The 12579-nt window shown below is 31.7% G+C and carries 15 protein-coding genes; all 15 read right to left on the minus strand.

What is annotated here, in order from left to right; genetic code table 11:
- Positions 1 to 60: 60 nt before the first annotated feature.
- The 15 genes from ACQZHJ_RS08935 to ACQZHJ_RS09005 all read right to left on the minus strand — a co-directional run bounded on the left by ACQZHJ_RS08935 (position 61) and on the right by ACQZHJ_RS09005 (position 12440).
- Positions 61 to 876 (minus strand): acetyl-CoA carboxylase carboxyltransferase subunit alpha, encoded by an 816-nt coding sequence (locus ACQZHJ_RS08935; RefSeq protein ID WP_430485208.1) that lies wholly within the window; start codon positions 874 to 876, stop codon positions 61 to 63.
- The gene (gene accD / locus ACQZHJ_RS08940) at positions 869 to 1747 is read right to left on the minus strand and encodes an acetyl-CoA carboxylase, carboxyltransferase subunit beta (RefSeq protein ID WP_430485209.1); all 879 of its coding nucleotides are present in this window, start codon (positions 1745 to 1747) and stop codon (positions 869 to 871) included. Before accD ends, ACQZHJ_RS08935 begins: the two co-directional genes overlap by 8 nt.
- Entirely contained in the window at positions 1740 to 3092 is a 1353-nt protein-coding gene (locus tag ACQZHJ_RS08945) for an acetyl-CoA carboxylase biotin carboxylase subunit (protein WP_430485210.1), read from the minus strand. Before ACQZHJ_RS08945 ends, accD begins: the two co-directional genes overlap by 8 nt.
- Before the next feature lie 11 nt (positions 3093 to 3103).
- On the minus strand, positions 3104 to 3523 hold the full coding sequence (gene fabZ / locus ACQZHJ_RS08950) for a 3-hydroxyacyl-ACP dehydratase FabZ (protein WP_430485211.1): 420 nt from the start codon (positions 3521 to 3523) through the stop codon (positions 3104 to 3106).
- Between the two features lie 2 nt (positions 3524 to 3525).
- A complete protein-coding gene (gene accB / locus ACQZHJ_RS08955) occupies positions 3526 to 4029 on the minus strand; it encodes an acetyl-CoA carboxylase biotin carboxyl carrier protein (protein WP_430485212.1) in 504 nt (167 codons plus the stop codon).
- A gap of 11 nt (positions 4030 to 4040) precedes the next feature.
- Positions 4041 to 5282: a beta-ketoacyl-ACP synthase II gene (gene fabF / locus ACQZHJ_RS08960; protein ID WP_430485213.1), complete on the minus strand. Its 1242-nt coding sequence runs from the start codon at positions 5280 to 5282 to the stop codon at positions 4041 to 4043.
- A gap of 11 nt (positions 5283 to 5293) precedes the next feature.
- Positions 5294 to 6034: a 3-oxoacyl-[acyl-carrier-protein] reductase gene (gene fabG / locus ACQZHJ_RS08965; protein WP_430486880.1), complete on the minus strand. Its 741-nt coding sequence runs from the start codon at positions 6032 to 6034 to the stop codon at positions 5294 to 5296.
- Positions 6035 to 6040: 6 nt separating this feature from the next.
- A complete protein-coding gene (gene fabD / locus ACQZHJ_RS08970; RefSeq protein ID WP_430485214.1) occupies positions 6041 to 6985 on the minus strand; it encodes an ACP S-malonyltransferase in 945 nt (314 codons plus the stop codon).
- Between the two features lie 99 nt (positions 6986 to 7084).
- Complete coding sequence (locus ACQZHJ_RS08975) at positions 7085 to 8059, minus strand: beta-ketoacyl-ACP synthase III (protein ID WP_430485215.1); 975 nt, start codon at positions 8057 to 8059, stop codon at positions 7085 to 7087.
- A 2-nt stretch (positions 8060 to 8061) separates the two neighbouring features.
- The gene (locus ACQZHJ_RS08980; RefSeq protein ID WP_430485216.1) at positions 8062 to 8526 is read right to left on the minus strand and encodes a MarR family transcriptional regulator; all 465 of its coding nucleotides are present in this window, start codon (positions 8524 to 8526) and stop codon (positions 8062 to 8064) included.
- Between the two features lie 169 nt (positions 8527 to 8695).
- Positions 8696 to 9196 (minus strand): deoxycytidylate deaminase, encoded by a 501-nt coding sequence (locus ACQZHJ_RS08985; RefSeq protein WP_430485217.1) that lies wholly within the window; start codon positions 9194 to 9196, stop codon positions 8696 to 8698.
- 97 nt (positions 9197 to 9293) lie between these two features.
- Positions 9294 to 10094: an RnfABCDGE type electron transport complex subunit B gene (locus ACQZHJ_RS08990; protein ID WP_430485218.1), complete on the minus strand. Its 801-nt coding sequence runs from the start codon at positions 10092 to 10094 to the stop codon at positions 9294 to 9296.
- 18 nt (positions 10095 to 10112) lie between these two features.
- Positions 10113 to 10688 (minus strand): electron transport complex subunit RsxA, encoded by a 576-nt coding sequence (gene rsxA, locus ACQZHJ_RS08995; RefSeq protein ID WP_430485219.1) that lies wholly within the window; start codon positions 10686 to 10688, stop codon positions 10113 to 10115.
- A gap of 31 nt (positions 10689 to 10719) precedes the next feature.
- A complete protein-coding gene (locus ACQZHJ_RS09000) occupies positions 10720 to 11388 on the minus strand; it encodes an RnfABCDGE type electron transport complex subunit E (protein ID WP_430485220.1) in 669 nt (222 codons plus the stop codon).
- Between the two features lie 11 nt (positions 11389 to 11399).
- A complete protein-coding gene (locus tag ACQZHJ_RS09005) occupies positions 11400 to 12440 on the minus strand; it encodes an RnfABCDGE type electron transport complex subunit G (protein WP_430485221.1) in 1041 nt (346 codons plus the stop codon).
- Positions 12441 to 12579: the final 139 nt, after the last annotated feature.

A 12579-nucleotide genomic window follows, 5' to 3' on the forward strand; every position in this document is an offset into this window, starting at 1 on the left:
AGAAGCTAAATTAAGAATTTTCCTTAATTTAGCTTCTTTTTTAATTTTATATTATAAACTTTATATTTCGCACTCTATATCTCTATATTTATGATATCTTTTTTCTAATAATTCATCTATAGATGTACCTTTCATTTCTGAAAGTGTTTCTAATATTGTTTTCTTTATATTTTGAGCCGTTTTAGTAGGGTTCTTATGTGCTCCCCCTCTTGGCTCTTTAATAATTTTATCTATTATATTAAAGTACTTTAAATCTTGAGCAGTTATTTTCATTACATTAGCAGCCTCTTCAGCTCTACTTGCATCTTTCCATAATATAGATGCAAATCCTTCAGGTGATAATACTGAATAAACTGAATGTTCAAGCATAAATACTTTATCTGCTACAGCTAAAGCTAAAGCACCACCACTTCCACCTTCGCCTATAACTATTGATATAACAGGTACTTTAAGCCCCATCATTTCAACTAAGTTTTGAGCTATAGCATGACCTTGCCCTCTTTCTTCTGCACCTATACCACAAAAGGCACCAGGTGTATCAACAAAGCATACTATAGGTCTTTTAAACTTTTCAGCTTGTTTCATAAGTCTTAATGCTTTTCTATATCCTTCTGGGTGAGGCATACCAAAGTTTCTTTTTATGTTTTCTTTAGTATTCTCTCCCTTACATATACCAACTACTGTATAACTTAAATTATTTAAAAGTGCAATACCACCTATTATAGCACTATCATCACCAAAGTTTCTATCGCCATGTAACTCTATAAACTCATCAAAGATTTCATTTATATAAAATTTAGCATTTGGACGACTTGGATCCCTAGCTATCTTTACTTTACTCCATGCATCTGCTGTTCTTATTAGTTCTCTACTCATAATTCACCTCATGCATTCTTAAAAGAGAAGTTAAAATTTGTTTTAAATCTTTTCTCTCTACTATTTTATCAATGAAGCCCTTTTGTAATAAAAACTCAGCTGTTTGGAAGTCATCAGGCAACTTTTCATTTATAGTTCCCTCAATTACTCTTCTACCTGCAAAACCAACTAAGCAACCAGGCTCACTTAGTATGATATCTCCTTCCATGGCAAAACTAGCAGTAACTCCACCTGTTGTTGGGTTTGTTAATACTGTTATATATAATAAGTTTTCTTGACTATGTTTATATATAGCACCACTAATTTTAGCCATTTGCATAAGAGAATAGATTCCCTCTTGCATTCTTGCTCCACCAGAACATGTAAATATTATTAAAGGAAGTCTATTTTTAGTAGCATATTCTATTGCTCTCGTAATTTTTTCTCCAACAGCTGTTCCCATACTTCCCATCATGAAGTTTGAATCCATAACACAAAGAACCACTTTTCTCTGTGCTATAGTTGCTTCACCAGTTACAACTCCTTCAACAACATTACTTTTTCTCTGATATCCTTTAATTTTTTCCTCATATCCTTTGAAATCAAGAGGGTTTCTTCCTATAAGTTCTGAATCAAACTCAATAAAACTATTCTTATCTGTTAAGCATTCTATTCTTTCATATGCCCCTAACTTAAAATGATTTCTACAATTAGGACATACATTATAATTTTCTTTTAAATCCTCTGTATATAATATCTTTCCACATTTATCACATTTGCTCCACATACCAGAAGGTATATTAGGCTTTTCTTCTTGCTGATGTTCCGTTTCCTGTAATTCAACTGAACTAACAGTTATATACTTTCTTTTGTTTAATAAATTCTTAATCATACTTATTCACCAACTTTTCAGCTAAAAACGAAGTATTATAAGTCCCATTTCTAAAGTCCTCATGGTCTAGAATTAGGAAATGATAATCTATGTTACTTGTTATACCATCAATAGCAAATTCATCTAAAGCTCTCTTCATTTTAGAAATTGCCTCTTCTCTATCCTTACCATGAACAATTAATTTACCAATCATTGAATCATAACAATGAGGAATTTTGTAACCTGAATAAATAGCTGTATCTAAACGAACTCCGAATCCTCCTGGAAAATTAACATCATTAATTAATCCAGGACAAGGCATAAAGTTTTTACTAGGATCTTCTGCATTTATTCTACACTCAATAGAATGACCCATTATCTTTAGATCCTCTTGTGATACTTCAAGTTCTTTACCAGCTGCAACTTTTATTTGTTCTTTAACAAGATCAATACCTGTTATCATCTCTGTTATAGGATGCTCAACCTGTATTCTTGTATTCATCTCCATAAAGTAAAACTCTCCAGATTTATCCAATAAAAACTCAATAGTTCCAACATTATGATAGTTAACAGCCTTAGCAGCTCTTACTGCTATTTCTCCAATTTTTACTCTTTGCTCTTCAGTTAATATACTTGAAGGAGCTTCTTCTAAAACTTTTTGATTTTTTCTCTGAACTGAACAGTCCCTCTCAAAAAGGTGAACAGCATTTCCATGTTTATCACATAGTAACTGAACCTCTATATGCTTAGGTCTTTCAACAAACTTTTCTATATAGATTTTATCATCACCAAAGTTTGTTTCAGCCTCTGATTTAGCAGTATTATAACTTGAAATAAAATCTTCTTCTTTGTGTACGATTCTTATTCCTTTTCCACCGCCACCTGCTGAAGCTTTAACTATTACAGGGAAACCTATTTTTTTAGCTATTTCTAAAGCAAATTCTGGATTTTCTATTTCGCCTTCATATCCTGGAACAACAGGCACATCAGCTTTTTTCATAATCTCTCTTGCCATAGCTTTATTTCCCATAAGCTCTATAGATCTCCAGTTTGGCCCTATAAACTCTATATTACACTCTTCACACATTTTAGCAAATCTAGGGTTCTCAGATAAGAATCCAAATCCGGGGTGTATAGCCTCAGCCCCTGTTAAAACACAGGCACTTAGTATATTTTGAATATTTAAGTAGCTCTCTTTAGAATTCCAAGGCCCTATACAAACAGCTTCATCTGCTAATTGTACATGTAAAGCATCCTTATCTATCTCAGAATACACTGCAACGGTAAGAATCCCAAGTTCTCTACAAGCTCTAATTATTCTAACTGCTATCTCACCTCTATTTGCTATTAATATTTTTTTAAACATATTCCAATCACCTAACCTATTGCAAACATAATTTCTCCAGAACAAGCGATTTTTCCATCAACAGTAGCCGTAGCTTTACCAAATCCAATGCTTCCTCTAAGTTTTATTATTTCAACTTCTAATCTTAGTGTATCTCCAGGTAAAACTTGCTTTTTAAATCTTAATTTATCTATTCCTGCAAAGAAAGGAGTTTTTCCTTTGAACTCTTCTTTATTAAGCATAGCAATAGCACCAGCTTGTGCTAAAGCCTCAACTATTAATACTCCTGGCATAACAGGATAGTTTGGGAAATGCCCTTGAAAAAATGGTTCATTAGCAGTTACATTCTTATATGCAACAACTTTATTTTCTGTTATTTCCTCTACTTTATCTACAAGTAAGAATGGATATCTATGAGGAAGTATTTCCTTTATCTCATTTATATTCATCATAATTATGCTCTCCTAACTTTAAATAATGGTTGACCGTATTCAACCATATTTCCATTTTGAACTAGTATCTCTACTATTTCTCCAGATACTTCACTTTCAATTTCGTTCATTAACTTCATAGCTTCTACTATACATAAAACATCTCCTGTGGAAATCTTACTTCCTACAGAAACATAACTTGGCTCACCAACTCCTGGTGATTCATAAAATGTACCAACCATTGGTGAAGTTACAACATGTAAATCTTCATCCAAAATGTTATTTTCTACCTTTTCTTCATTTGACTCATTAACTACTTCGTTTGATTTAGTTGTAGATACTGACTCATTAGCAAGAGTGGCTTCTTTAGAAGAAGCCTCCTCTGATACAGTTTTCTTTTCTTCACTAAAGTTTCTAGTCAATGATTTATCCATTTTTATATACGAATTATCAACTTTTACTTCAAAATAAGCAATATTAGAAGAATCTATCTTATCTATAAGCTCTTTAATATCATTAAGATTCATTAATTTCACTCCTAATCCCATTTCTTAAATAGTAAAGAGGCATTGTGACCACCAAAACCTAATGCATTATTCATAACATAAGTTAAGTCTGCTTCTCTACCTTCATTTACAACATAATCTAAATCACAATCTTCATCTGGAACTTTATATCCTATTGTTGGAGGAATAAATCCTTCTTCCAATGCTTTAACACAAATAACAGATTCTATAGCTCCAGCAGCTCCTAAAAGATGACCTGTCATTGATTTAGTAGATGAAACTGGTATGTTGTATGCTTGTTCACCAAAACATCCTTTTATTGCTAAAGTTTCAAATTTATCATTTAAAGGTGTACTTGTTCCATGTGCGTTTATGTATGAAACCTCATCCTTATTTATTTTACCTTCAGCTATAGCAGCTTCTAATGATCTTTTTGCACCTTCTCCTTCTGGATCTGGTGAAGTTATATGATATGCATCGCAAGTTGCGCCATAACCTATGATTTCTCCATAAATTTTAGCTCCTCTTTTTTCAGCACTTTCTAAACTTTCTAGTATTAATATACCGGCACCCTCACCCATTACGAATCCTGATCTTTCTTTATCAAATGGAATTGATGCTCTTTCTGGATCATTATGTGTATTTAATGCTTTAAGATTTGTAAATCCGGCAATTGCAGCTCTTGTAATAGCAGCCTCTGATCCTCCAGATATTATTATGTCTGAATATCCATGTTTTATGTTTCTATAAGCAGCACCTATTGAGCTAACCCCTGTAGCACATGCAGTAACTAATGATTCACATACTCCTTTAGCTCCATATTTTATAGCTATATTTCCAGCTACTAAGTTTATTATTCCTGCTGGAATTGAGAATGGAGATACTCTTCCAGGTCCTCTAGTTAATAAGTTCTCAAATTGAGCCTCTAAAGTACCATATCCTCCAATACCTGAACCAACCATAACACCTACTCTAGTTGGATCTATATTTTCATCATTTAAATCTAATTTTGCATCCTTCATAGCTTCTTCTGTAGCTACAAGAGCAAAGTGAGTAAATCTATCTAAACGCTTAGCTTCTTTCTTATCAATGAATTCTTCTACGTTAAAATTTTTAACTTCTCCTGCAATTTTTACTTTATAGTCAGTAGCATCAAATAGAGTTATTTCATCTATTCCTAAAACTCCTTTTTTTGCATTTGACCAAAATTCATTCACATTGTTTCCTATTGGAGTAACTGCTCCCATTCCCGTTATAACAACTCTGTTTTCCATAAAAAATCCTCCTACATTACCATTCCGCCGTCTACATTTATGACTTGACCTGTTATATAATTTGCTGCATCTGATGCTAAGAATCCAACTAGGTTAGCGACATCTTCAGCTTCTCCTAATTTCTTTAAAGGAATATTTTTTATAGCTTCCTCTTTAACTTTTTCAGATAATCCTGATGTCATATCAGTATTTATAAATCCTGGAGCCACTGCGTTAACAGTAATTCCTCTACTTCCTAATTCTCTTGCTAATGACTTAGTTAAGCCGATTACACCAGCCTTTGAAGCTGCATAATTTACCTGTCCTGCGTTACCTGTTATTCCAACAACAGATGTCATATTTATTATTTTACCAAACTTTTGTCTCAACATTATGGCAGAAGCATGTTTTGCACAATTAAATGTACCTTTTAAATTAACATCTATTACACTATCAAAATCTTCTTCCTTCATTCTCATTATTAAGGTATCTTTAGTGACTCCAGCATTATTTACAAGTATATCTATTTTCCCAAATTCTTCTTTACACTTATCCATTAAATTCTTAGAATCTTCAAATTTACTTATATCACATTTAACAGTTAATACTTTTACACCTTTTTCTTCAAGGATAGCTTTTAACTCTTCTGCTTCCTTGTCTGAACTTCTGTAGTTTATAACTATATTAGCTCCTTGGTCTGCTAATTTTAAAGCAATTGCCTTTCCAATTCCTCTAGTACCACCAGTTACTATTGCTACTTTATCTTTTAACATCATAGCTTAAAGTACCTCCATCTCTTTTAATTTTGATAATGTTTTGTCTAAAGAATTTAAGTCTTCAACATTAAGAATAGTTACATTTTTGTTTATTTTCTTTACAAATCCACTTAAAGCTTTTCCAGGACCTATTTCAATAAATGTATCCACACCTGCATTTATCATATTCTCTATATCATTTATAAATAAAACGGGCTTTTTAACCTGCTCTGTTAAAAGGTTTATTATGCTATCCTCTTCTGTATAAGCTTCCCCCTTAACATTTGACATAACAGTTCCTTCGATTTTATTTATTGTTATATTTTCTAATTCTTTCTCAAGTCTTTTAGCTGCTGGCTGTAGCATTGAACAATGGAATGGTGCTGATACTGGTAATTTTATAGCTCTTCCACCAGCTTCTTTAATAAAATCCATTGCTTTTTCTAAAGCCTTAAGCTCTCCTGAGATAACTATCTGTCCAGGTGAGTTATAATTTGCTCCTTCTACTATTCCAAACTCTGAGCTTTTTTCTATTATTTCATCTACTTGCTCTGGAGTCATTCTTAGAACAGCAACCATACCTCCTACGCCTTCTTCAACAGCTTCTTGCATGAACTTACCTCTCTTTTTAACAAGCTTAACTCCATCCTCAAAGTTAATGGCACCACTATGGATAAGTGCAGAGTATTCTCCTAAACTTAATCCACAACCTATATCTGATTTAATTCCTAATTTATCTAAAACTGATAATATAGCCATATTTGTTGTTACTATTGCAGGTTGAGTGAATTCTGTTTTATTTAATAACCCTTCTGGATCATTAAAACATAATTCTTTCATATCTATGCCTAAAGCATTACTACTTATTTCAAATATTTCTTTACTCTCATCAAATTTATCAAAGAACTCTTTTCCCATACCTACGTATTGAGCTCCTTGCCCTGCAAATAAAAATCCTAGTTTAGCCATTAAAAATACCTCCTAAAACCCTTCGGATTCAAAAAATTATATATATTTATACTAAATATAATATTACTCTTTATTTTTATATATTTTATTCTTATACGATTAAAGCTTTACTAAAGTAGCCCCCCAAGTTAAGCCTCCGCCGAAACCAACCATTATTATGTTGTCGCCTTTTTTCACTCTGCCTTCATTTACTGCTTCACAAAGTGCTATTGGAATACTTGCCCCTGATGTGTTTCCGTAATTCTTTAAATTTAATACAAACTTATCATTTGTTATATTTAATTTTTTTCCTACATAATCTATTATTCTTAAGTTTGCTTGGTGAGGAATTATGGCATCAATATCATCAATACTCATATTTTCTTTTTCGAGTATTTCTGCAATACTCTCTTCCATAACCTTTGTAGCAAATTTAAAGATTTCTCTACCATTCATGCTTATGTAATTCTTACTTGAAGTTTTTTCTTCTATAAATGGATTATTTAAAGGTAATCCTTCTACTACAAGAGAACTTCCCTTTGATCCATCTGATTTTACATTTACACATTTTATACCACAATCTTCATCTGTAGCTGTAAGAACCGCTGCACCTGCTCCATCTCCGAATAGAACGCAACTTCCTCTATCTTCCCAATTTAAAGCCTTAGATAAAGTTTCTGCCCCAATTATTAATGCATTGTTAGCTTCTCCTGATGCTATTAAAGATCTTCCTATCTTAAGAGCATAAATAAATCCAGTACAAGCTGCATTTATATCAAAAGCCCATGCATTCTTAGCTCCTAATTTATCTTGTACTATACAAGCTGTAGATGGAGTAAAATTATCTGGCGTTACAGTAGCTAATATTATAAGATCAATATCTTCTGGAGATAAACCAGACTGTTCTAAAGCTTTTTTACTAGCTTCAGTTGCTAAATCTGATGTATTCTCACCAGTTGATATATATCTTCTTTCTATGCCAGTTCTTGTTCTAATCCATTCATCGCTAGTCTCTAAAAATTCTTTCAATCTATCATTCTCTATTAAATTTTCAGGTGTGTACAAGCCGAAGCCTATCATTTTAGCATTTTTCATTATTAAATCTCCTTTGATTTTATAAGTTCTAGCTTCTTTAAGAAGAACTTATCTAGCTTCTCTAAAGAATTAATTAAAACTTCCTCCTCTTCAACACCTAACTCTTCTAAAACATGATCTATCATCTCTGCGTGAAAAGTTTCGTGTACCTTGTAAGCTAAAGTTCCTCTCTCTGTAAGCTCGATCATAACAACTCTTCTATCTTCTTCGATTCTTTTTCTAGTTACATAGCCCTTTTTTATTAATTTATTTATAGCTGTTGTTAATGTCCCTACAGTAATATTTAAGTCCATTGCCACTTCTGACATTGTTCTTGATTTTGATACCCCTATAGCTTCTATAGTATGCATTTCTGTTATAGACAAATCATTAAAAGGTGCACTTTTAAGTGCAAATTCCTCTATTCTCAAAATATTATTGAATAATTTCACCAAAATATTATTTAATATTAATTCGCTTTCGTTCATTTCAAAACTCTCCCTTACTTTAAACATCTTTAGATATCACATTCAAACACTTTGAAAATCAAATCAAATATTTTGATATTCAAAATATACTATAATCAATAAGAATTGTCAACTATTCTAAATTTTAAGCACATAAAACCTATAGGAAAAAAATCCTACAGGTTTTATGTTAAACATCTTCTGGATTGAATGATATCATTAGGTTTTCTCTTTTGCTATCTAAAGCTCTATATCTTACATTTGCCTTATCAAACATAAGTTTAGATGCTTTAACTATATCTGTATCCTTGTATTTATCTGATAAATATATGACTTCATTTATTCCTGATTGAATTATTGCCTTTGCACATTCATTACATGGGAATAAAGTAGCATACACTCTGCAATTCTTCACAGATTTTCCTGTACTATTTAAAATAGCATTAAGTTCTGCATGGCAAGCATATGGATATTTAGTTTCTAAAAAATCTCCTTGATTTCCCCAAGGTAAATCATCATCTGAACATCCTTTAGGAAAGCCATTATATCCTATACTTACTATTTTATTATCACAATCTACTATACAAGCTCCAACTTGAGTATTTGGATCCTTACTTCTTTTTGCACTAATTAATGCAACTCCCATGAAATATTCATCCCATGAAATATAATCTTCTCTTTTGCTAATCATTTAAAACCCTCCTAAAAAGAACTTAACACTAATTTAAATGTTTTTAAGAAATTTTTCAAGGGTATATAATATATTTATTTGTTTTTAACTAATGTTTTTATCTGGAGTTAATTGTTTTTTTAGGACATTTTTCTTTGCAAATGCCACAAGAAGTACACTTTTCATAGTCTATTGTTGCTAAAAATTCATTAATCTTAATAGCTTCACTTGGACAATTTCTTTCACACAATTTGCATCCTATACATCCAACTGAACAATTTTGATTAACATTCTTACCAGAATCTCTAGAATTACATTTAACTATTATCTTTTTATCATCTTTTATTATATCAATAAGATTTTGAGGACATGCTTTAACACATGCTTTACAAGCTACGCATTTAGAAGAATCTATTTTTGCTAATCCATCTACTATGCTTATCGCACCAAATTTACAAGCTTCTGCACATTTTCCTAGTCCAAAGCATCCATATTGACATCCTGCCACTTCATTATTAGAAATATACTCTTTAGCTTCATCACAGCTTTTTCCTTCTGGAAAATCTAACGCTATTTTCTTTTTATTGCAATCTCCATTACATTTTACATAAGCTACTTTCTTTTCTACTTTTTTAACTTTCACTCCTAGTATTTCTCCGATAGCTTTTGAAACACTTGGTCCTCCAACTCCACACAAAGTAATATCAGCCCCATCTTCTACCATAGCAGTAGCATATGCATCACACCCTGGATATCCACATCCACCACAGTTAGCACCTGGCAAAACTCCTCTTATTTTAGGAATTCTTTCATCAACTTGAACTTCAAACTTTTTAGAAGCAAACCCCAAAAGAATTCCAAATAACAATCCTAGAATTCCTAGAATTAAAATCGAAAATAAAATACTTGAAAAATCCATTCCTTATTCCCTCCTAACCTATATAAGTCCCTGAAAACCTAAAAATGCTATAGACATTAATGCTGCTGTAAAAAGTGTTATAGGCAGCCCTCTGAAATAAGGATGAATTTCTTCATTATCATCAATCTTTTCTCTTAAAAATGACATTAAAACTATTGCAAGCATAAAGCCACCTGCTGCTCCTAAAGCATGTACTATAGATTGAATTAAGGTATATCCTTCTTCCACATTTGTAACTGCCATACCTAAAACTGCACAATTTGTAGTTATTAGAGGCAAAAATATCCCTAATGCCTTATAAAGACTAGGACTATATTTTTTTACAACCATTTCAACAAATTGAACTAAAGAAGCTATAACTAATACAAAGACTATAGTCTTTAGATATGTTATTTCCAAAGGATCTAAAATCAAATTATAAACTAACCAAGAAATCACACTTGCTAAAATCATTACGAAAGTAACAGCTAATCCCATACCAATAGCTGCATCCTTCTTTTTAGAAACTCCTATGAAGGAGCATATACCTAAGAACTGCGATAAAACAAAGTTATTAACTAACATAGCACCAATAAAAATAAGTAATAATTCCATAAATTTCACCCCTACCTATAAATTCAGTTTATTATGATTTTTTTCCACATCCTGAGCATGTACTACAGTTATGCTCTAAACATTTAACCTTAGTTCCTTCCTTCTTAGCTTTATTTATATTTCTATAATTTAAGAATGTCATTAAGGCACCAAGTGTTAAAAATGCTCCCGGCGCTAAAATCATTATGGTAGCAGGTTTAAACCCACTTGGCATAACATTAATTCCTAAGAATGTTCCTGCTCCTAATATCTCCCTAAATGTACCTATAGAGAAAAGTGCTATTGTAAATCCTATTCCCATTCCTATAGCATCAAAAATAGAAGGAATCACTGAATTTTTAGATGCATAAGCTTCTGCTCTTCCTAAGATTACACAGTTAACAACTATAAGAGGTATAAATATACCTAGTGATTTATATAATGACTGAACATATGCATTCATAAGCATGTCTACTACAGTAACAAAGGAAGCTATTATAACTATATAAGCAGGTATTCTTATCTTACTTGGAATAAGTTTTCTTAAAGCAGAAATTATCATATTAGAAAAAACCAAAACTACAGTAGAGGCAATTCCCATTCCTACTGCATTTTCAACACTTGAAGTAACAGCAAGAGTTGGACACATAGCTAATACTTGAACAAAAATAGGATTTTCAGTTACTATACCATTCTTTAATCTTTCAAATAAAACCTTCAAAACCATCACCTCTAATTACTTAGTTTGTTATTATAAAAGTTCATTACATTTGTAACCCCTTTTATAACAGCTGTAGAACTCTTAGTTGCTCCACTAATAGAGTCAACCTCTAAAATTTCTCCATATACACTCATATCAACTTCTTCAGTATTTTCTTTTATAGAAATCTTATCTAGAGAAGAAACACCTATGAAACTTTCTAAGAATTCTTCACCTTCTATTAAATCGCCTAATCCAGTAGTTTCTTTATGTTCTATTATTTGAACTCCAGTAACTATCCCACCTGTAGAAACTCCAACTCCAAATTTTATAGGTTTATCCTTGTACATTCCAGCCTCTATACCTTCTATAGCATATCCTACTTCTTTTCCATCTTTTGATACTATATAAACAGCAGTTATTCCATCCGGTAATTCAATAGTTAGCTCTTTCATTTCTCCTTCTAAATTTAAGGCAATTAAGTCTAATTCTTTGACCTTACTAACTACCTCTTCTCCTAATATATTTACCTTATAAAAATTCAAAGCATCATTAACCCCGCTAAGTACTGCATTTGAAGAAATAGTAGCTCCAGTTAACCCTTGAATCTCAGTATTGTTATTTGGTGAACTTTTAACTATTTTTATTTCATCATTCACTGTTAAATTTTTAAATTTATCTGTAAATTCAGTTTCTTCTATTCTAGCTCCTAGCCCAGGTGTTTCTGCTTGAGATAGTACTTTTATTCCTCCAATTTCTCCTTCATTATTTATACCTACTACCATATCGATAGCTCCATTAAATCCTTTTGGAGAAACCTTTATAACATATCCTTCAGTATTAGAATTGCTTTTAGCCTCAAAAACTTCTGACACACTTGAATCTTCACTCTTTTCAAAAGTAAAATCCTCTATTTTATTAGCATTAGGCAAAAGTTCCTTTAAATCATCTGAACTTAACTTTGAATTCTGAGCTATTACTTCCTTAGTAAACTCATTAGCAAGTCCTAAAAAGACTCCTGCAAAGGAAGTTATTAGACAAAGTATAAGCCCTAATTTTAGATTTTCTCTCATAAACTTATTCTCCCTCCCACATAAACATTGATTTGCTTAAAAATCTAAAATCCTTAGTGTATATTTCAATTATGAAAGTATTGATTAAAGTAAATCACTTTTATCCCTTTGTGACTTTGTTTTTTGCTTCTTATTCAAA

This window comes from Clostridium sp. B9, from assembly GCF_050509515.1.
In the GTDB taxonomy this organism is placed as follows: domain Bacteria; phylum Bacillota; class Clostridia; order Clostridiales; family Clostridiaceae; genus Sarcina.

Excerpts from the sequence above, each read along its gene's own strand:
- ACQZHJ_RS09005 (WP_430485221.1), bottom strand. The coding sequence starts at position 12,440 with ATGAGAGAAAATCTAAAATTAGGGCTTATACTTTGTCTAATAACTTCC.
- ACQZHJ_RS08945 (WP_430485210.1), bottom strand. The coding sequence starts at position 3,092 with ATGTTTAAAAAAATATTAATAGCAAATAGAGGTGAGATAGCAGTTAGA.
- accD (WP_430485209.1), bottom strand. The coding sequence starts at position 1,747 with ATGATTAAGAATTTATTAAACAAAAGAAAGTATATAACTGTTAGTTCA.
- fabG (WP_430486880.1), bottom strand. The coding sequence starts at position 6,034 with ATGTTAAAAGATAAAGTAGCAATAGTAACTGGTGGTACTAGAGGAATT.
- ACQZHJ_RS08975 (WP_430485215.1), bottom strand. The coding sequence starts at position 8,059 with ATGAAAAATGCTAAAATGATAGGCTTCGGCTTGTACACACCTGAAAAT.
- rsxA (WP_430485219.1), bottom strand. The coding sequence starts at position 10,688 with ATGGAATTATTACTTATTTTTATTGGTGCTATGTTAGTTAATAACTTT.
- ACQZHJ_RS08935 (WP_430485208.1), bottom strand. The coding sequence starts at position 876 with ATGAGTAGAGAACTAATAAGAACAGCAGATGCATGGAGTAAAGTAAAG.
- ACQZHJ_RS08985 (WP_430485217.1), bottom strand. The coding sequence starts at position 9,196 with ATGATTAGCAAAAGAGAAGATTATATTTCATGGGATGAATATTTCATG.
- ACQZHJ_RS08980 (WP_430485216.1), bottom strand. The coding sequence starts at position 8,526 with ATGAACGAAAGCGAATTAATATTAAATAATATTTTGGTGAAATTATTC.
- ACQZHJ_RS08990 (WP_430485218.1), bottom strand. The coding sequence starts at position 10,094 with ATGGATTTTTCAAGTATTTTATTTTCGATTTTAATTCTAGGAATTCTA.
- fabZ (WP_430485211.1), bottom strand. The coding sequence starts at position 3,523 with ATGATGAATATAAATGAGATAAAGGAAATACTTCCTCATAGATATCCA.
- fabF (WP_430485213.1), bottom strand. The coding sequence starts at position 5,282 with ATGGAAAACAGAGTTGTTATAACGGGAATGGGAGCAGTTACTCCAATA.
- fabD (WP_430485214.1), bottom strand. The coding sequence starts at position 6,985 with ATGGCTAAACTAGGATTTTTATTTGCAGGGCAAGGAGCTCAATACGTA.
- accB (WP_430485212.1), bottom strand. The coding sequence starts at position 4,029 with ATGAATCTTAATGATATTAAAGAGCTTATAGATAAGATAGATTCTTCT.